Genomic DNA, 18,589 nt, shown 5'->3' on the forward strand with positions numbered 1-18,589 from the left:
ACCATGGATCTGACTCGGCGTCAGTTGTTGCAGCGGGCAAGCATTGTCGGCGCTTTCAGTGCGCTGGCCAGCAACCCGGCATTGGGCCAATTGTTGCGCGCGCCACGGCTGATCCCCTGGCGCAACTGGTCGGGCGGGCAGAGTTGCCTGCCAGCGGCGAGGCTGGCGCCGAAGAACCTCGATGAACTGGTGGCAGCGATCAGGCAGGCACAAGGCAAGATCCGCCCGGTCGGCTCGGCGCATTCCTTCAGCGCACTGGTGCCCACCGATGGCACGCTGTTGTCGCTGAGTTACTTCAATGGTTTGCTCGATCACGATGCGAAAACCCTGCAAGCCGAATTCGCCGCCGGCACACCGATGTCACGCATGGGCCAACCGCTGAAAGACATCGGTCAGGCCCTGCAGAACATGGCCGATATCGATTACCAGACCCTCGCCGGGGCCATTGCCACGTCGACTCACGGCACCGGCAAAAACTTCCAGTCCTACTCGGCGCATGTCTGCGGCCTGCAACTGGTGACGGCTAATGGCGAAGTGTTGGACTGCGACAGCCAACGCCATCCGGAAGTATTCAACGCCGCACGCGTCTCCCTCGGTGCGCTCGGCGTCGCCACGAAAATTCGCCTGCAAAACCGCCCGGCATACCGCTTGCGCGAACGCCAATGGATTGCCAAGACCGAAGAGTTGCTCGAGGACCTCGAAAAAAACACCCGTGAAAACCAGCACTGGGAAATGCTCGTCGTCACCCATTCCGACTATGCCTTGTCCATCGCCCTCAACGAAACCGATGACCCTGCCACGCCGCCGATCAGCCCGGAAGAAGAGGGCGGCAACGAGTTCGTCACCCTGATCGAGAAGATCGACAAGTACGGCAGCGACTTTCCCGACCTGCGCCGCACAATGCTCAACAGCCTGCGCCATCTGGCCAGTTTCGATGACCGCGTCGGCGACTCGTTCGACATCTACGCCAACGTGCGCACCGTACGTTTCAATGAAATGGAATATTCGGTCCCGGCCGAATACGGCCCGGCCTGCCTGCGCGAAATCCTCAAGCTGATTCAGGACAAGGACCTGCGCACCTGGTTTCCCATCGAGTACCGCTACGTCAAGGCTGACGATATTCCGCTGAGTATGTTCGAGGGCCGCGACAGCTGTTCGATCTCGGTGCACCAGCATTACCAGATGGATCATCACAACTTCTTTGCGGCGGTCGAACCGATTTTCTGGAAGTACAACGGGCGGCCGCACTGGGGCAAGTTGCACACGCTGAATGCGCGAACCCTGCAACCGCTGTATCCGCGTTGGCGCGAATTTGTCGATGTGCGCAAGGCGCTCGATCCGAACGGGCGCTTTCTCAACGCGCATCTGTCGTCGATATTAGGGGTGAGCTGATGGCGGTCAATAGACGTAATTTCCTCCTCGGCACCTTGGGCGTTGGTGCTTTGCTGGTGGGCGTCGGCGCGTGGTTGCGGCCGGGGGATCGTGGCGCGCCGTACAGCGAATATTTTCGGGCGCTGAACAAGGAATTGAAGGAAAAGGGGCCGATGCGCCCGGTGCTGCTGATCGATCTGGATCGCCTCGATCACAACATCGACGTGGTGATGCAGTCGGTCAAACGCGGCGGCAAGCAGTTGCGTCTGGTGGAGAAGTCGCTGCCATCGCCGGGACTGTTGAGCTACATCGCGCAACGTGCCGGAACGCAGAAGCTGATGTCGTTTCATCAGCCGTTTCTCAATCACGATGCGCTGACGTTTCCACAGTCGGATATTTTGCTTGGCAAGCCATTACCGGTACGTTCGGCAGCGCTGTTCTACCAAACCCACAAAGGCCCGTTTGATCCCACGAAGCAACTGCAATGGCTGCTCGACGGACCGGAGCGTTTGCAGCAATACCTCGCGCTGGCTCAGGGGTTAGGCACAAGGATGCGCATCAACATCGAACTGGACGTCGGCCTGCATCGCGGCGGCGTCAGTGATGTGAATGAGCTGGGGCAGATGCTCACGCTGATCAACGCCAATCCGCAGCATCTGGAATTTGCCGGGTTCATGGGTTACGACCCGTTCGTAGGAATGGGCGTGCCGGGGATTCTCGGCTCGCCGGAGGAGCTGTTCGCCAAGGTCATGGTGATTTATCAGCGCTGCGTCGATTTCACCCGGCAGCAGTTTCCCGCGTTGTGGCATGACGGCTTGTGCCTGAACACCGCCGGCAGCCCGAGTTATCGCATTCACGAAAACGAAAAGCTCAGCACTGAAGTTTCGGTGGGCACGGCGATGCTCAAACCGACGCACTATGATTTGCCGTCGCTGGCCGAGCATGTGCCTGCGACTTATATCGCGACGCCAGTTTTAAAAAGCACCGGCGCGGTGAATATCCCGGCGCTGGATGGCAAGTCGAAGTTGTTTTCGTGGTGGGATCAGAATCAGCGCCAGACCTATTTCATCTACGGCGGTAACTGGATGGCCGAGTTCGAATCGCCCGCTGGTTTGCAAAGCAATGGCGTCTACGGCCGGAGCTCGAACCAGGAGATGGTCAACGGCTCCAGTGCCGTCGGCCTCACTGTGGAAGACCAGGTGTTCCTGCGCCCAACCCAGACCGAAGCCGTCCTCCTGCAATTTGGCGATTTGCTCGCCGTGCGCAACGGAAAAATCGTCGACACCTGGCCCGTCTACTCCTGAACAGCAAAGATCAAAAGATCGCAGCCTTCGGCAGCTCCTACATGGATCGCATTTCAATGTAGGAGCTGCCGAAGGCTGCGATCTTTTGATCTTGATCCCCATCCAGAAATGAAGCTTTTATGACAAAAGTTCGGTAGCACATCGCCAGTCCGGTCATGCCTATGTAACGCGCTTGAGGGGCCCTGTGGGGCGCTTTTCACAAGCCGAGGCGGGACGCCGGGAGTGAGGCAATGGGGACTATGGAACGCTACTCGAAAGTGGGCATGCAGGAACTCGATCAACGCTTGTCGAAGATCGTCGAAGCCGCGCGCAAGAAGCCGGTTTCGGTGTATCGCTACGGCGCGCCGTGGGTCTGGATCGTCTCGCAGGATGACTGGCAGGGCGCCTTGAAAGAGGTGTCGAGCTACATTCCTCCGGGCCATTCGCTGGTGTTGCTGCGCCCGCAGATCGACGACTTGCTCGACGCCCACCGCGACCTCCTGCACGACCTCAATGCCGAGCCGGGCATGCTGATCCCCGCGCAAACGGTGACGCACATCCTGCTCCTGCAACTGCTGTATTCGGTGCCAAGCGAGCAGCAGCTCTACGAACAACTCAATTACAACCTGCTGTTCCGCTGGTTCGTTGGCCTGGGCCTGAACCAGAAAGTCTGGAGCTTCAACGCCCTCAGTCGCGACATCGCCACGTTGCTCAACGAGCCCCGTGCGGTGCTGCTCATTCAAAAAATCATCGGCGAAGTGTTCTGCGGTGCCTTGCTGCAAATGCCCGAGTTCTCCTTGAACTTCGCGCTTTTGCACACGTGGCTGGGCAAACACGCCTGCGCCTCGACAGCCAGCAATTGACGCCATACACGCGGCGTTCAAAACGCCAACAGGTCATCGCGAATTCAGGGGGTAGTGTGGAACCGATTTTCAAGTCACGGCTGGCGCTGTGGGGCTGGCTGCTGGTGACGGCGGGCGCGCAGCCGGCATTGGCCGAGGAGGCCGCCAACAACTCGGCGGCGCAGCGTCTGGTCGACGTCAACGAATACTTCGTGCGCGGTAACACCGTGCTCGATGCACGGGCGATCGAAGAGGCGGTATACCCGTTTCTCGGCCCGCAAAAAGCCCTCAGCGACATCGAAGGTGCGCGCGACGCCTTGCAGAAAGCCTATCAGGAACGCGGCTACCAATCGGTGTTCGTGGAGCTGCCGGAACAAGCCGTGGCCGACGGTATCGTCTACCTGCAAGTCAGCGAAACCAAGGTCGGCCGGGTACGTGTGGTCGGCGCCAAACACTATTCGCCGCTGGACATCCGCGACGACGTCCCGGCGCTGAAAGAAGGCGAGGTGCCGGACTTCGCCAAGGTCCAGGGCGAACTGGCGCAGTTGAACAAAACCCCGGGCCGGCAAGTGATGCCGCTGGTGCGCGAAGGTCAGCGCCCCGGCACCATGGACGTCGATTTGCAGGTCGAAGACCAGAACCCGTGGACCGCCAGTGTTGGCCTCAACAACGATTACAGCGCCGACACCGAAAAGCTGCGCACCGTCACCAGCCTCGGCTACAACAACCTCTGGCAACTCGGCCATAGCATCAACCTGACGTTCTTCACTGCGCCGCAGGAAACCGACAACGCCAAGGTCTGGTCGGGTTCCTACACCGCGCCGCTGACCGATCGCTGGAGCGTGCAGTTCTCCGGTTACCAGTCCGACAGCAACGTCGCCACCATCGGCGGCAGCAACGTGCTCGGCAAGGGCCACTCCTATGGCGTCTCGGCGATTTACACGTTGCCCTCCAGCGGCAACTGGTCGAATTCGCTGTCCGCCGGCATCGACTTCAAGGACTTCGACGAACGCCTGACCCTGTCCGGTGAGAGCGACAAAGTCCCGCTGCAATACGCACCCTTTACCTTCGCTTACAACGGCTATCGCTACACCGAGAAGAGCCAGCTCGGCCTCGGCCTGAGCCTGGTCGCCGCCACTCGCAGCATTTTCGGCTACGGCAGTTCCGACGAAGATTTCGACTACAAACGCTACCGCGCCAAACCGAGTTTCGCCGTGCTCAAGGGCGATACGAATTACACCTGGACCTTCGACAGCGACTGGCAGAGCGCAAGCAAAGCAGCGTTCCAGTTGGCGTCCGGGCCATTGGTTTCCAACGAACAATTCTCCGCCGGCGGCGCCACTTCGGTGCGCGGCTATCTGGCCGCCGAACGCACTGGCGATGACGGCTTGCTGCTCAGTCAGGAACTGCGCACGCCATCGCTGGCCAAGTACGCCGGCACATGGATGCAGGACTGGCGCTTCTACGCCTTTGCCGAAGGCGCACAACTTTACCTGCGCGACGAACTGCCGGATCAGGACGCCAATTACGCCTTGGCCAGCGTCGGCCTCGGCACCCGCGCCAGCCTGAGCAAATGGCTGTCCGGCAGCCTCGACTGGGGCTACCCGCTACTCGAAGGGCCGAACACCTCGAAACAGGAATCGCGCCTGCACTTCAACCTTCAAGCCACTTTCTGACAAGGAGCACGTTCATGCAGCGCCTCTTCCTTTCGTTGTTGATCTGCCTGGGCTTCGTGCTCCCGGCCACGGCTCAGGCCTGGTGGCAGGACGACTGGCATTACCGCAAACAGATCGCTGTCGACACCACGCCACAAGGCGCGGCGATCAATCAGGCCCTTGGCCGCACCGCGCTGCTGGTGCGCCTGCACACTGGCAATTTCACCTTCGACGGGGTGAAAGAGGACGGCGCCGATCTGCGCTTCGTCGCTGCCGATGACAAGACTGTGCTCAACCATCAGATCGAAAGCTTCGATGCGCTGATGGGTATGGCGCTGATCTGGGTCGATGTGCCGAACGTCGAGGGCGGTCAGCGTCAGGACATCTGGATGTATTACGGCAATCAGAAGGCGCCGGCGACCGGCAACGGCCAACTGACCTTCGATCCGAATTACACCGCGCTGTATCACTTCGACGGCGCCACCGGCACCCCGGCCAAAGACACCACCGCGTATGGCAACACTGCGCAAAGCGCGACCGGCGCGGCGATTGACGGCGTCGTCGGGCGCGCCTTGCAGTTCAGCGGTCAGCCGTTGTTGCTGCCGGCCAGTCCTTCGCTGCAGCACAACGCTGGCAGTGCGTTCACCTTCAGTGCCTGGTTGCGTCTGGATCAGGCCAGTGGCGAGCAACTGATTCTCGCTCGCCGGGAAGGCGCCAACAGTCTGCTGGTCGGTGCCAATCAAGGCGTGCCGTTTGTAGAAATCGATGGCCAACGTGCCGTCGCCACGCAAGCGCTGAATCCGGGCCAATGGCAACACGTCGCGCTGACCGCCGAAGGCGCCAAAGTGACCCTGTACATCAATGGCCGCGAAGGCGCGACGCTGGCCCAGGCGATGCCGGCCTTCAACTCGGTCATGGCGATCGGTGCTGACCTGCACGAAGGTCCGTTCCAGCCGTTTGTGGGCGCTATCGATGAATTGCGCCTGTCAAAGGTTTTACGCCCGGCTGCGCTGCTGTTGGCCGACGCCACTTCACAAGGCGCCGAGTCGAAACTGGTCGCTTACGGCGTCGATGAAGAGCAATCCGGGTTCGGTTTCGGCAGCCTGGGCTTCCTGCTCAACGCGGTGCCGATCGACGCCTGGGTGATCATCGCCGTGCTGGTGCTGATGATGTTCCAGTCGTGGATCATCATGCTGCGCAAGAACCGCAGCCTCAGCCGCGTCAGCGCCGCCAACGAAGACTTCCGCGTGCAGTTCGCCAAGGTCGGCACACGTCTGGAAATGTTCGCCGACGACGCGCAACTCGCCCAGCGTTTGCAGCATTCGTCGCTGTGGCGCCTGTATCTGGTGGCGGTGAAAGAGATCCGCACCCGCCGCGAGCAGGGCGCTGATACCTCGTCGGTTTCCGCCGCAACCATCGAAGCGATCCGCTGCTCGATGGACGGCGTGCGTACCCGCGAAAACCAGCAACTGAGTTCGAAACTCTCGACCCTGTCCAACGCCATCGCCGGTGGCCCGTACATCGGCCTGCTCGGCACGGTGCTGGGGATCATGGTGGTGTTCCTCGGCACGGCGATGGCCGGCGACGTCAACATCAACGCCATCGCTCCGGGTATGGCTGCAGCGTTGCTCGCCACCGCCATGGGCCTGTTCGTCGCGATCCCGGCGCTGTTTGGCTACAACCGCCTGATCACCCGCAACAAGGAAGTCAGCGCCGACATGCGCGTGTTCGTCGACGAGTTCATCACCCGTCTGGCGGAGATGCACGGCGAGAGCCAGTTCAGTGAGGCATCGCATCAGCGCGGCCATCACGCCAACCACTCCGTACCGGCCTGAGGAGCACTGACATGGCGTCCGTAAATGCCTCCCACGACGATGACGAAGATGCCGCGGTGGACAGCATCAACATCACCCCGCTGGTCGACGTGCTGATGGTGGTGCTGGTGATGTTCATCCTCACCGCCACTGCGCAGGTCTCCGGGATCCAGATCAACCTGCCCAAGGCCAGCGCCTCCGTGTCGCTGTCCGAGGCCAAGACCAAGGCGATCTCGGTTAATGACGGCGGGCAGGTGTTCCTCGACGCTTACCCGGTGACCCTGGCCGAGCTGGAAGAGCGCCTGCGCATCGAGAAAGCGCAGAGCCCGGATTTCCCGGTGATCGTGCGCGGCGATGCGACGGTGCAGTACCAGAAAGTCATTGAAGTGCTGGATCTGTTGCGCCGGCTCGAACTGTCCCAGGTCGGTCTTGTGACCGGCAAACCGAGTCAGGGCTGAGTCATGACCGCACAACTCCCGATCGAGCCGCTGCCGGTGAAAAAACCAGCGCTGCGTTACGCGAAGTGGGGCGCCGGCTTGCTGATCGGTGCGCTCGCCGCGTGGTTCCTCTGGCAGTGGGCCAACGACATGAGCGGCATCCGCCGCGAAGCGCCGAAGGTGCCGACGATCATTCCGTTGCCACCACCGCCACCTCCGCCGCCGGAAAAACCGCCGGAGCCGGAAACCCCGGTGGAAGAGAAAGTCGTCGAGCCTGAGCCAACGCCGGAGCCGGAAGAGGTCAAGCCCGAGGAAGAAGCGCCGCCATCCCCAGCGGACGATCTGGCCAACCCGATGCAAATGGACGGCGATGCGCAGTCCGGCAACGACGCCTTCAACATCGGCGCGGGCAAGGGCGGCGGCATGGCCGGTGCCGGCGGCGGGCGTCTGGGCACGGGGACGTACAGCCAGTTTCTGGCGTTCACCTTCCAGCGTTTGCTGCGCGAGAACCCTGAGCTGCGCAACCTCGCGTTTTCGTTGCAGGCCGATGTCTGGCTGAGCAGCGTTGGCGAGATCACCCGGGTCGAGCTGATCAAGTCCAGCGGCAACCCCGAAATTGATACGCAGGTGTTGGCGGCGCTGCGCGGTGCTCCGGCCCTGAGCGAACGGCCACCGGCCTCCATCACTTTGCCTGTGCGCCTGTCCCTGCAAGGGCGGCGTCCAGGTTAACCCCCACTTTTAAAGCTTTGGCAAAAGGAGTTGTGTGCAGATGATTTCCAACGTGAATCGATTGTCCCTGGCGGTCGGCATGGTCATTGCGACCCTGGTCGGCCAGGCCGCGGCAGCGCCTGCGCCCTCGGAGAACGCCACGATCAATCTGATCCGCTTGCTGGTCGAGCAGGGCATTCTGAAGCAGGACAAGGCTGACGCGCTGATCGCTCAGGCGCAGAACGAAGCGGCGCAGGCTAAACAGGCTGCGGCATCCACCGCTGTGGCGGCGGGGCCAGTGGCGGCGCCGGGCGACGTCCGTGTGCAATACGTGCCGGCCGCGGTGCGCGACCAGATCCGTGATCAGGTCAAAGCCGAAGTCATGGCCACCGCCAAACAGGAAAACTGGGCCGCGCCCAACAGCTTCCCGGAATGGGCGGCGCGCATCAGTTTCGACGGCGACATTCGCTTGCGTAACGAATCGCGCTACTACTCGGACAGCAACAGCAACGAGATCGTCGACTTCGCCAAGCTCAACAACAACGGTCCGTACGACGTAAACCCCAACAGCAGCACCAATCTGCCGCCGCTGCTCAACACCCGCGAAGATCGCACCAACCAGTTCCGTATCCGTGCACGGCTGGGCATGAAAGCGGAGATTTCGCCGCAATGGACTGCCGGCATTCGCATCGGCACCGGCTCCGACAACAACCCGGTGTCGACCACGCAAAGCCTCGGCGGCGGCTTCGCCAAAAAGGACATCTGGCTCGATCAGGGCTATCTGAACTGGAAGCCTACGGATGAGCTGACCCTGACCGGCGGGCGCTTCGCCAACCCGTTCATGTCCACCGACATGCTCTATTCCAACGACTTGAACTTCGACGGCGTGGCAGCGATTTTCGACCACAAACTCAATCGTGATTGGGGCGTGTTCGGCACCGTCGGCGCGTTCCCGGTGGATTACACCAACGACACCGCCAGCAGCAACGGCTTTGACAAGGAAGAGAGCGACAACAAGTGGCTGTACGGCGCGCAGGTTGGTGCCAAGTGGGCGATCAACAGCAACAACCGCTTGAAAGGCGCACTGGCTTACTACCGTTTCGACGACATTCAGGGCCAGCGCTCCAGCCCTTGCGAACCGTGGGCCGGCGCGCCGGGTTGCGACAGCGATGGCAGCCGTGCGGCGTTCATGCAGAAGGGCAACAGCGTGTCCTTGCTGCGCGACATCACGCCGAACCCGCTTAACCCGACCACCACACCGCAACCGCAGTTTGTTGGCCTTGCTTCGGAATTCAATCTGCTTGATCTGAACGTGGTGTGGGACGCCGATCTGCCGGAAGATTTCAAACTGCGCAGCCAGGGCAACTACATCCACAACCTCGCTTACGACGAAGGCGACATGCGCAAGCGTTCGGCCGGGCAGATCGTCAACAACCTCGACAGCAACGGCGACATCGAAAGCGGCGCCAATGCGTGGATGGTGCAGTTCACCCTCGGCAGCGCGCTGGACCTGAAAAAGCAGGGCGACTGGAACATGTTCGCTGGCTACAAATACATCCAGCCGGATGCCTTGCCGGATGGCTTCAACGACTCCTCGTTCCACCTCGGCGGCACCAACGCCAAGGGTTACTTCATCGGCGGCAACTACGGTCTGGCGAAGAACGTTTACGCGACCGGTCGCTGGATGAGCACCGAAGCGGTGTACGGCGCGCCGTTCGACATCGACGTCTTGCAGCTTGAGATCAACACGCGCTTCTAAGGCGCCGGGAGAGGGTTATGAAAACGCGATTTGTGTTGCTCGGGCTCGGGCTGTTGATCGCCACTGGGGCCAGTGCCGAAGGCATGGAAGAACGCCTGCGCACGCAATTGCGCAGCACCACGCAACAGTTGCAGGCCCTGCAAAGTCAGCAGGCCCAGGCCAGCGCCGCGCAACTGGCGGCGCAAAACGAAGCCAAGGCTGCGCAGGCGCAAATCAAGCAATTGAGCGCTGAACTGGCCAAGGCCAAAGGCGTCGCCGAGCAATTGGCCGGACAGCAACAGAGCCTGCACAGCCAGGCGCAGGCACAAGTGGCGGCCAGCGCCGAGCAGACCGGCAAGTTCAAAAAGGCCTATGACGAGTTGCTGGTCATGGCCCGTGCCAAAGAGGCAGAACGGTCTAAGCTTCAAGCGCAATTGGCTGAACGTGACACACAAGTGCAGCAATGTTCAGTCAAGAATCAGCAGATGTACGGCGTCGCCAAACAGATCCTCACTGCCTACGAAAACATCGACGTGGCCGAGGTGATGAAGATCCGCCAGCCCTTCGCGGGCAGCGCCCGGGTCAAGTTTGATGAACTGGCTCAGGGGTTTGGCGATGACCTTTACAAGACTCAATTCGACGCGCCGCAAGCCGCGCTCACGCACTGATAGACAAGGAAGAAGTAATGACTCAATTGATCAGCCACGTATCGCCAAAATCTCTGACCGAAGTCCTGCAAGCTGCGGGTTATCGCGTCAACGAAACCGAGCAGAACGGTATTGTTCAGTTGCTCAGCGCCAGTCAGGGCATCGGCTACGCCGTGCGTTTTGGTAATCCGGCGGTGGAGCAGGGCAGCTACGTCGATTTCACTTTCAGCTGTGCGCTGCGCGTGCAGGGTGAGTTGCCACAGGGTGTGGCCGAGCAGTGGAACGCCAGCCGCCGGTTTGCGCGGTTGTCGTTGCAGGGCGAGTTTCTGGTGATGGAAATGGACGTGGTGGTGGCGGCGGGCGTGAGCAATGACCATCTGCGCGGCAATCTGGAATTGTGGGATCGCCTGTTGCAGGAGTTTATCGTTTATCTGCGTGACTTCACCCAGAACGGTAGCGCGCAGACCGCCAAAGTCGCCGTCGCCGAGCAAGCGGAAGTCGCGCTGTGAAAAAGCCTGCCATGGTGATCAGCGCCGCCGCTGTGGCGCTGTTGGTGGTGGCCGTGGCGCTGGTGGTGCGGCCGGGCAGTGACCCGGTCGCCGCCCAGCAATCGTCGCCGCTGGCGGCGGTTGCAACGGGGCCGGCGGTGGCGCGGTTGGGTAATCAGCAGGTAACCCCTGCGGAACTTCAGACGTTGCTCGCGACAGTCCCGCCAGAGACCCGTGAACAATTACGCGGCAATCGTGAAGCGCTGGAGCGCTGGATTCGCACACGTCTGGCCGAGAAAGCCGTGTTGGAGCAGGCTGATGCGCAGGGTTGGGCGCAGCGTCCGGAAGTTGCGCGGCAGACTCGTGCGGCGACTGAGCAGATTGTTTTCCGCGATTACTTGCGTTCGGTCAGTCAGGTGCCGGCGGAGTATCCGAGTGCGGCTGAATTGCAGCAGGCTTATGACGCCGGCAAGGCGAATTGGCAGACGCCGGCGTTGTATCGGGTCAGTCAGATTTTCCTTGGGGTGAGTGATCCGCAGACGCTTGAAGCGGTGCGCAAGCAGGCGCTTGAACTGAGCAAGAAAGCGCAGGCGACGCCGGCAGAATTTGCTGTACTGGCGACGCAGAATTCGCAGGATCGCGTCACTGCTGAACGTGGCGGTGATAGCGGTCTGCAACCGTTGCAGCAACTGGTACCGGAAGTGCGAGGCGCTGTGGCGCGGCTCAAGGTGGGCGCGGTTTCCGATCCCGTGCAAAGTGCTGCCGGGTTCCATGTGATCAAACTCACCGAGCAACAACCGGCGCGGCTGGCGACCCTCGACGAACTGCGCGATCAATTGACCCAGGCCTTGCGTGCACAACGGCAGGAACAGATCGCCCAGGCGTACCTCGACGGCATGCTCAATACCGCGACGCTCAGCATCGACGGCGCCGAGCTCAACAAAGTCCTAGAGGAAAAACACTGATTTCACCTTCACTGAGTGACCTGTGGGAGCTGGCTTGCCAGCGATGGCGGCTTACCAGTCACCCATGATGTTGGATCTGTTGGCCTCATCGCTGGCAAGCCAGCTCCCACAGGATCTCCACTGGGTTCAGAAATAGTTTAAAAGTGCTGAAAGCCACCAAAATACAAAGATCGACAGGGAGTCATCGATGTCATTCACCGAACCCGCAGGAAGACCGGGCACCACTGATTACCGCTGGCCACAGGACAACAGCGAACCGTGGCTCGCACATGCCGCGACCATCGACGGCGACGTCGCCCAATACTTCCTGGTCAGCGCCCGCTGCGGCTGCTTCATGCAAGCCGCGCGCAGCCTCAACGTGCGCTCGACCTTGCTGCGCAAACAACTGGCACAGCTCGAACAAGAACTGCAACACACCCTGTTCAGCTTTCAAGGCAGCGCCCTGAGCCTCACCCGCGAAGGCCAACAGCTACAGGCCAAACTGGTGGCGCTGGCTAACGAACGCAAACTCCCGGTGATCGAACAACCGCTGATTCGCCTCGCCGTCGCCGAATCAATCCTCCACGACATCCTCGGCCGCGACCTGATCGCACTGCTGCGCCGCAACGCCAGCGTACGCCTGGAAATCATCGCGCTGGACAGCGAACTGTCCCTGCGCGCCGTCAGCGCCGACATCGTCCTCTGGCTCGCCCACGGCGAAACCCCACACCCCGGCCCGACCTTCGCCACCAGCGAACCGCAACCGCTGGCGCGCCTCGACTACCTGCCGCACATCGCCAAACGCTACTCCCGCGTCACCGCGCGCCCGGACACGCCTGATGACCTTGCCGATTTCATGCTGGTGCAATGGCAACATGATCGGCAGATCAGCAGCTTTCGCCCTTGGAATGAACTGGTTGAACAGCGTCTGGCCGGGGTGGTGCAGATGCAGTCCTATGAATTGATGCTGGAGATGATTCGTTGCAGCGCGTGCATTGGGTTGTTGCCAGCGTATATGAGCCGCTTTGACCGGGGCCTGATCGCACTGCCGGGGTTGTTCGAAGAGCCCATGCAATTGCAGGCATGGCTGGCCGTAAACACTGAATCGCAGAATGTGGCCGAAGTGCTGACCCTGACCGACCTCATTCACCACACCTTCAACGAACGCCGGGAATGGTTTCAGCCCTGACGCATTTTCCTGTGGGAGCGAGCGTGCTCGCGAAAGCGGTCTGGCCACCGGTATTGATATCAACTGATCCGCCGCCATCGCTGGCAAGCCAGCTCGCACAGGGATTTGTAATGAGTCCGGATTTTGTGAGCACCCTGGAAAACTGTAGGAGCTAACCTGCTAGCGAAACCGCCCGATCAACCGCTGCGAAACCTGAATGAAAGGGCGCAAGGTAGAATTCTCAGATCCAGCCTCAAACCCGCAACGGGATCCGCCGTCCAGTACCTTCTCATGCAGGTCTCTTCAAATATTCCAGCTTGTTGATTTTGTTCACGAAAAATCGGAGATCTCTCAGGGGGCGTCTTTGTCCAGCCAGCGTTTTCAGTCGGGGACGGTAATAATGCAAGTGCCCAAAGTTGACGGTGAAACGCAACCGCCCCACATCGACCCATCCAGGAGATACCATATGATTTGTCTTGTCGTAACACCATCGCATCCAGCAGGGTTAGGCTCGAATCCCGCATAAAAATTATGAATATCCTCGTATCCGTCATAATCGTCTATTGTGTTTGATGCGCGGAAGAACGGGGTAAATCCGGGGTTTGTTTTTGCCCATGCCAGGGCCTGTGCATGGGTCATCTGCGTTTTATTCCAAAGCACCCTGCGTCTCGGGTTGTCGACTGTAATATCGATCACCTTGGTTTGACCCACTGAATCCTGAACCGTGATCGTGGCAGTACCTGTGAGGAGTCCTCTGATGTCGCCATTACCATTGACCGTTGCAATTTCAGGCCTGGATGATGTGTAGGTGATAGGGGGTGTACCACCTGTAGCTTTTCTGACCGTCCGGGATAGAGAAGGTATTGCGCCGGTCGGTGTCCACGGTAATCCGGTGCCAGCGATCGACAGTGTTATCCAATATAATTTGATCGGGGAGACGTCCACTACGAGTTCGGGAACCCCGGTCAGTGATCTTGCTTCCGATTCTGCGCCCGAGCCGTTGGCTGTGGTATCGCCTATGACAACGGCTTTTTCTGATGTGGCTTCTAGCTGGCGAACTTCGATACCGTTGGGCAAAACTTTGGTCGACGTTAGCGTTAGTGCGACGGCAGATGTTTGCGGCTCATTGTTAGTCGTCATGTTCAAGCTCCTGCATTGTGTTTGGACAGGAACAATCAAAACGCGTTAAAGCGAAATGCGCACCTGTCAGATCTGACAGGTGCGAGCCGAAATCCGACGAGTGGTAAGGGAGTGAGGCGGTCACGTGTTCTTGTCATTTAATGAGCCGGCGACTGAAAAATCGCTCTCGCAAGCGTATTCGCTTCCACCATTTCCGCTCTCGCCAGACGGGTTGCGTGCGGTTTAGAGTGATCAGCCACTCATCGATCCAGGAAGGATCCGCCATGCCCGACCACAACGCCGCCATTGACATCGAACGTTTCAGCGAGTCGCACATCGAGGCTGTCACTGCGCTCTACAACGAGCGGGCCGTCACCCGGCAGGTGTTGCAGATGCCGTTTCAGTCCGTCGAGGTCTGGCGCCAAAGGCTGCTGGCGGAGAATGAGCGGGTGTTGAAGCTGGTCGCGCTGCATCAGGGTCAGGTCATCGGCCATCTGGGGCTGGAAAACTATTCGCGGATTCGTCGCAGTCATGCCGGCAGCGTCGGTATGGCAGTCGCTGTGGCGTGGCAGGGCAAAGGCGTCGGTTCGAAGTTGCTGGCGGCGGCGCTGGATGTGGCCGACAACTGGATGAACCTGCACCGCGTTGAACTCTCGGTTTACGCCGACAACGAGGCCGCCATCGCGCTCTACCGCAAATTCGGGTTCGAGACCGAAGGCCTGTTTCGCGATTACGCGGTGCGCGACGGGCAATGGGTCGACACCCTGAGCATGGCGCGCCTGCGCAATCGCCCGAAAACCTGACTCAGTCGCCCAGCGCAAACGCCACCGCCGACTGCGCATGCAGTTCGGTGGTGTCGAGCAGGGGCAGGGCGCTGTGTTCGGGTTTGACCAACATGCCGATTTCGGTGCAGCCGAGGATAATTGCCTGAGCGCCGCGCGCGGTGAGGGATTCGATCACCCGCTGATAGATTTGCCGCGACTGATCGCTGATCACGCCGACGCAGAGTTCGTCGTAGATGATCCGGTGTACATCCTTGCGCTCTGTTTCGTCCGGCACTAACACGGTCAAACCCTTGGCGACCAGGCGTTGCTTGAGAAAATCCTGCTCCATGGTAAATGCCGTGCCGAGCAATCCGACCGTGTGTGCATCTATGTTCAGAGCCGCCTGTGCGGCCGGTTCGGCAATGTGCAAAAACGGAATGCTGATCGCCGCCTGAATCTGCTCGGCAACCTTGTGCATGGTGTTGGTACACAGCACCACGCATTCGGCGCCGCCGGCTTCGAGCCTGCGCGCAGCATCGACCAGAATCGCCGCCGCATCGTCCCAGCGCCCGGCGTGTTGGGCCTGTTCGACAGGGCCGAAATCGACGCTGTGCATCAGCAACTGCGCGGAGCGCAACGGGCCGAGACGATCCCGGACTTGCTGATTGATGAGTCGATAGTATTCGGCGCTGGATTCCCAGCTCATGCCGCCGATCAGGCCGATGGTGCGCATTGGATGTCCTCAGGCAAATGACAGTGTCGAGCGTTCAGGTCTGCCCGGAGTTTCCTTTTCTTCATGCTTCGATGCCAGCAGCAAGTGACTGTACCGCTGATCTTTCACGCAAGTGTCATGGTGCTTCATCGGACCTGCTGCAGGTTAAACGTACGCCGGGGCTGGTATCTGCCACTATCAACCTTTGCAGGTCCTTTCCGAGGAACACCGCTATGGACGACGTACAACAACTGGGCGAGATGCTTCGTATTTACGCCGAGAGCGAAGCGCACAAGAAGCAACTGTTCGAGACGCAATCGGCCGCTTGGGCCACGCGGATTACTGCGCTGTTCGGCGATATTCAGCAATGGCTGGAACCGGTGCAGGCGCCGAATCTGCTGGAGGTGAGTCGCGAGGCGTATGTCGCGTTCGGGCCGAGTACACCGGTGGAAACCTCGACCTTCAAGACTGAGAAACTGAGCATTGTGATTGCCGGCAAGCCGGTGGAGTTCGTGCCGGATGTGATGGGCAGCGCGGGGCAGATTTCGCTTGCGGTGATGGGGCTGACGGCGGCGCGTTATGGCAGCATTTCGCTGGTGGGATTGGCGAATGGTGAGTGGCAGTGGCGCAAGACCAATGGTTTGAAGGATCCGGATACGTTTGTGTTTGATGCGAACTTTCTGGCGCAGCAGTTGCAGAGCCTGATTCCTCGCGACCGTAGTTAAGATCAAGAGCTTACCCCCTCACCCCAGCCCTCTCCCCCAAGGGGGCGAGGGGGAAAGGGAGCAGATCTTCGTTGTTTTTAAGATTGCATTCACTTTCGATATTTCAGGTCGGCGTAACCCGAGCAAACCACTCGGTCAGTTCCCTCACTGCCAGTGGGCGAGGGGGAAAGGGAGCAGACCGAGTGTTGTTCAAACCTGAGTTCGACTCGAAATTTTCGGTCGGTGTAATTCGAAAGCACAACTCGGTCAGTTCCCTCTCCCTCCGGGAGAGGGCTAGGGTGAGGGCAACCCGACTGACACCCCTCACATATCGAGATTGACCCACCCCGGCTTCGCCACCTCCGGCGCAACTGCTTTCACGGCTTTCCCCGTGGCCAGCTCCACCCGTCGCGCCACCTCCGGGTCATCGGCAAACGGCACCATACTCGCCTCATCCAGACTGTCCGCCGTCTCCCGCCGCAAGCAGTACTCCACCGCCAGCCACAGAAACACCACGCCCAACACATCAAAGAAAATTTCCATCACGAGCGGCTCCCTGCCTCAGGCGATCTGCGCTTCGCGGTGCGCCAGCGCGACGTCGGCAACCCGCACCGTACGCCAGACGTTATAGGCCATCAGCAACATCCCGGTGAGGAAGAACACCCCGCCGGCAAAGCGCACGATGAACCCGGGATGACTGGCCTGCAGCGCCTCGACAAACGAGTAAGTCAGCGTGCCGTCCTCGTTGATCGCCCGCCACATCAGGCCCTGGGTGATGCCGTTGACCCACATCGAAGCGATGTACAACACCGTGCCGATGGTCGCCAGCCAGAAGTGCAGGTTGATCAGCGGCGTGCTGTACATCTGCTCGCGGCCAAACACTTTGGGCACCATGTGATAAGTCGCACCGAAGGTGATCATCGCCACCCAGCCCAACGCCCCGGCGTGGACGTGGCCGATGGTCCAGTCGGTGTAGTGGGAGAGGGCGTTGACGGTCTTGATCGCCATCATCGGCCCTTCGAACGTCGACATGCCGTAGAACGCCAGCGACAGCACGAGGAAGCGCAGGATCGGGTCAGTGCGCAACTTATGCCAGGCACCGGACAAGGTCATCATGCCGTTGATCATCCCGCCCCAGCTCGGCGCGAGCAGGATCAGGGACATGGCCATGCCCAGCGACTGCGCCCAGTCCGGCAGTGCGGTGTAATGCAAATGGTGCGGGCCGGCCCAGATGTACAAGGTGATCAGCGCCCAGAAATGCACGATCGACAAACGATACGAATACACCGGCCGATTGACCTGTTTCGGCACGAAGTAATACATCATGCCGAGGAAGCCGGTGGTGAGGAAGAAGCCCACCGCGTTGTGCCCGTACCACCACTGCACCATGGCGTCGGTAGCACCGGAATACACCGGATAGGACTTGAACCAGTCCACCGGAATCGACAGGTGGTTGACCACATGGAGCATGGCGATCACCAGAATGAACGCGCCGAAAAACCAGTTGCCGACGTAGATATGCTTGGTCTTGCGCTGTACCACGGTGGTGAAAAACACGATGGCGTAGGCGACCCAGACGACAGCCATCCACACCGCGCCGGAGAATTCGATTTCGGCGTATTCCTTGGTGGTGGTGTAGCCCAGCGGCAGGGTGATCAGCATGATCACAATCACCGATTGCCAGCCCCAGAAGGTGAATGCCGCCAGTGTGTCGGAATACAGCCGCACCTGGCAGGTACGCTGCACTGCGTAGTAACTGGCGGCGAATTGCGCGCTGCCGGCGAAACCGAATATCACCAGGCTGGTGTGCAGCGGTCTTAGACGGCCGAAGGTGGTCCACGGCAGATCCAGATTCATCTCTGGCCAGACCAGTTGCGAGGCGATGAACACGCCCATCGCCATGCCCACCACACCCCAGAAAACCGTCGCGATAACGAATTGGCGGACGACCTTGTAGTTATAAGCCTGTCCGATTGTTGCTGTGCTCATGGTCAGTTCATCCACGGTTGCAAAGTCTTGCCAGGCCACCCGGTCTGGCATGAGCTGCACTGTAGAAACCCCGCCAGAAACAAAACAGGCTCAGGAATCTTTGATTTGTGCGGATCAGATTGAAGGGCTGACTGCGGCGTTCTGCCGCGCCCTGATATGGTTTTTATGACTTCAGGTGAATCTGTAACGCGCTGCGCTGCTTCGTC

18 protein-coding genes are annotated in these 18,589 nt (G+C 60.1%); 14 read left to right on the top strand and 4 right to left on the bottom strand.

Annotation, left to right across the window (positions count from 1 at the left end; genetic code table 11):
- Window positions 1–63: 63 nt before the first annotated feature.
- The 12 genes from M5G26_RS12070 (at window position 64) to M5G26_RS12125 (ending at window position 13,116) form a co-directional block, all read left to right on the top strand.
- Window positions 64–1,392 carry a D-arabinono-1,4-lactone oxidase gene (locus M5G26_RS12070; RefSeq protein WP_273915497.1) on the top strand — a complete coding sequence of 443 codons (1,329 nt, stop codon included), beginning with the start codon at window positions 64–66 and terminating at the stop codon, window positions 1,390–1,392.
- A 74-nt stretch (window positions 1,393–1,466) separates the two neighbouring features.
- A complete protein-coding gene (locus M5G26_RS12075) occupies window positions 1,467–2,675 on the top strand; it encodes a DSD1 family PLP-dependent enzyme (RefSeq protein WP_273915498.1) in 1,209 nt (402 codons plus the stop codon).
- Window positions 2,676–2,905: 230 nt separating this feature from the next.
- A complete protein-coding gene (locus M5G26_RS29535) occupies window positions 2,906–3,517 on the top strand; it encodes a transposase (protein WP_443218386.1) in 612 nt (203 codons plus the stop codon).
- Between the two features lie 56 nt (window positions 3,518–3,573).
- Window positions 3,574–5,172: a ShlB/FhaC/HecB family hemolysin secretion/activation protein gene (locus tag M5G26_RS12085; protein ID WP_273915449.1), complete on the top strand. Its 1,599-nt coding sequence runs from the start codon at window positions 3,574–3,576 to the stop codon at window positions 5,170–5,172.
- Window positions 5,173–5,186: 14 nt separating this feature from the next.
- On the top strand, window positions 5,187–6,986 hold the full coding sequence (locus M5G26_RS12090) for a DUF2341 domain-containing protein (RefSeq protein ID WP_273915450.1): 1,800 nt from the start codon (window positions 5,187–5,189) through the stop codon (window positions 6,984–6,986).
- Window positions 6,987–6,997: 11 nt separating this feature from the next.
- Window positions 6,998–7,423 carry an ExbD/TolR family protein gene (locus tag M5G26_RS12095; protein WP_007915482.1) on the top strand — a complete coding sequence of 142 codons (426 nt, stop codon included), beginning with the start codon at window positions 6,998–7,000 and terminating at the stop codon, window positions 7,421–7,423.
- A gap of 3 nt (window positions 7,424–7,426) precedes the next feature.
- Window positions 7,427–8,131 carry an energy transducer TonB family protein gene (locus M5G26_RS12100; protein WP_034156521.1) on the top strand — a complete coding sequence of 235 codons (705 nt, stop codon included), beginning with the start codon at window positions 7,427–7,429 and terminating at the stop codon, window positions 8,129–8,131.
- Between the two features lie 40 nt (window positions 8,132–8,171).
- Window positions 8,172–9,869 (top strand): putative porin, encoded by a 1,698-nt coding sequence (locus tag M5G26_RS12105; RefSeq protein ID WP_273915451.1) that lies wholly within the window; start codon window positions 8,172–8,174, stop codon window positions 9,867–9,869.
- Between the two features lie 17 nt (window positions 9,870–9,886).
- On the top strand, window positions 9,887–10,516 hold the full coding sequence (locus tag M5G26_RS12110; protein WP_273915452.1) for a DNA repair protein: 630 nt from the start codon (window positions 9,887–9,889) through the stop codon (window positions 10,514–10,516).
- Window positions 10,517–10,533: 17 nt separating this feature from the next.
- The gene (locus tag M5G26_RS12115; protein ID WP_038368633.1) at window positions 10,534–11,004 is read left to right on the top strand and encodes a YbjN domain-containing protein; all 471 of its coding nucleotides are present in this window, start codon (window positions 10,534–10,536) and stop codon (window positions 11,002–11,004) included.
- On the top strand, window positions 11,001–11,948 hold the full coding sequence (locus M5G26_RS12120; RefSeq protein WP_273915453.1) for a peptidylprolyl isomerase: 948 nt from the start codon (window positions 11,001–11,003) through the stop codon (window positions 11,946–11,948). The genes M5G26_RS12115 and M5G26_RS12120 overlap by 4 nt, the downstream gene beginning before the upstream one ends.
- 187 nt (window positions 11,949–12,135) lie before the next feature.
- Window positions 12,136–13,116 carry a LysR family transcriptional regulator gene (locus M5G26_RS12125; RefSeq protein ID WP_273915454.1) on the top strand — a complete coding sequence of 327 codons (981 nt, stop codon included), beginning with the start codon at window positions 12,136–12,138 and terminating at the stop codon, window positions 13,114–13,116.
- A gap of 360 nt (window positions 13,117–13,476) precedes the next feature.
- Here M5G26_RS12125 and M5G26_RS12130 read toward each other — a convergent pair whose 3' ends face one another.
- Complete coding sequence (locus M5G26_RS12130; protein ID WP_250604898.1) at window positions 13,477–14,235, bottom strand: Ig-like domain-containing protein; 759 nt, start codon at window positions 14,233–14,235, stop codon at window positions 13,477–13,479.
- Between the two features lie 263 nt (window positions 14,236–14,498).
- Between M5G26_RS12130 and M5G26_RS12135 the strand changes: the two genes are divergently transcribed.
- Entirely contained in the window at window positions 14,499–15,017 is a 519-nt protein-coding gene (locus tag M5G26_RS12135; protein WP_273915455.1) for a GNAT family N-acetyltransferase, read from the top strand.
- 1 nt (window position 15,018) lies between these two features.
- Here M5G26_RS12135 and M5G26_RS12140 read toward each other — a convergent pair whose 3' ends face one another.
- Complete coding sequence (locus M5G26_RS12140; protein WP_273915456.1) at window positions 15,019–15,711, bottom strand: aspartate/glutamate racemase family protein; 693 nt, start codon at window positions 15,709–15,711, stop codon at window positions 15,019–15,021.
- 212 nt (window positions 15,712–15,923) lie between these two features.
- Between M5G26_RS12140 and M5G26_RS12145 the strand changes: the two genes are divergently transcribed.
- Window positions 15,924–16,415 (top strand): hypothetical protein, encoded by a 492-nt coding sequence (locus M5G26_RS12145; protein WP_273915457.1) that lies wholly within the window; start codon window positions 15,924–15,926, stop codon window positions 16,413–16,415.
- 303 nt (window positions 16,416–16,718) lie between these two features.
- Here the strand turns inward: M5G26_RS12145 and M5G26_RS12150 are convergent, their stop codons facing one another.
- Both M5G26_RS12150 and ccoN read right to left on the bottom strand, forming a co-directional pair.
- A complete protein-coding gene (locus tag M5G26_RS12150) occupies window positions 16,719–16,937 on the bottom strand; it encodes a cbb3-type cytochrome c oxidase subunit 3 (protein WP_273915458.1) in 219 nt (72 codons plus the stop codon).
- 18 nt (window positions 16,938–16,955) lie between these two features.
- A complete protein-coding gene (gene ccoN / locus M5G26_RS12155; protein ID WP_134177124.1) occupies window positions 16,956–18,383 on the bottom strand; it encodes a cytochrome-c oxidase, cbb3-type subunit I in 1,428 nt (475 codons plus the stop codon).
- Window positions 18,384–18,589 lie beyond the last annotated feature (206 nt).

Origin of the sequence: Pseudomonas sp. TNT2022 ID642 (assembly GCF_028656995.1) — a bacterium.
GTDB lineage: Bacteria > Pseudomonadota > Gammaproteobacteria > Pseudomonadales > Pseudomonadaceae > Aquipseudomonas.

Excerpts from the sequence above, each read along its gene's own strand:
- M5G26_RS29535 (WP_443218386.1), top strand. The coding sequence starts at position 2,906 with ATGGGGACTATGGAACGCTACTCGAAAGTGGGCATGCAGGAACTCGAT.
- M5G26_RS12095 (WP_007915482.1), top strand. The coding sequence starts at position 6,998 with ATGGCGTCCGTAAATGCCTCCCACGACGATGACGAAGATGCCGCGGTG.
- M5G26_RS12090 (WP_273915450.1), top strand. The coding sequence starts at position 5,187 with ATGCAGCGCCTCTTCCTTTCGTTGTTGATCTGCCTGGGCTTCGTGCTC.
- M5G26_RS12130 (WP_250604898.1), bottom strand. The coding sequence starts at position 14,235 with ATGACGACTAACAATGAGCCGCAAACATCTGCCGTCGCACTAACGCTA.
- M5G26_RS12110 (WP_273915452.1), top strand. The coding sequence starts at position 9,887 with ATGAAAACGCGATTTGTGTTGCTCGGGCTCGGGCTGTTGATCGCCACT.
- M5G26_RS12115 (WP_038368633.1), top strand. The coding sequence starts at position 10,534 with ATGACTCAATTGATCAGCCACGTATCGCCAAAATCTCTGACCGAAGTC.
- ccoN (WP_134177124.1), bottom strand. The coding sequence starts at position 18,383 with ATGAGCACAGCAACAATCGGACAGGCTTATAACTACAAGGTCGTCCGC.
- M5G26_RS12150 (WP_273915458.1), bottom strand. The coding sequence starts at position 16,937 with ATGGAAATTTTCTTTGATGTGTTGGGCGTGGTGTTTCTGTGGCTGGCG.
- M5G26_RS12100 (WP_034156521.1), top strand. The coding sequence starts at position 7,427 with ATGACCGCACAACTCCCGATCGAGCCGCTGCCGGTGAAAAAACCAGCG.
- M5G26_RS12125 (WP_273915454.1), top strand. The coding sequence starts at position 12,136 with ATGTCATTCACCGAACCCGCAGGAAGACCGGGCACCACTGATTACCGC.
- M5G26_RS12140 (WP_273915456.1), bottom strand. The coding sequence starts at position 15,711 with ATGCGCACCATCGGCCTGATCGGCGGCATGAGCTGGGAATCCAGCGCC.
- M5G26_RS12135 (WP_273915455.1), top strand. The coding sequence starts at position 14,499 with ATGCCCGACCACAACGCCGCCATTGACATCGAACGTTTCAGCGAGTCG.
- M5G26_RS12105 (WP_273915451.1), top strand. The coding sequence starts at position 8,172 with ATGATTTCCAACGTGAATCGATTGTCCCTGGCGGTCGGCATGGTCATT.
- M5G26_RS12145 (WP_273915457.1), top strand. The coding sequence starts at position 15,924 with ATGGACGACGTACAACAACTGGGCGAGATGCTTCGTATTTACGCCGAG.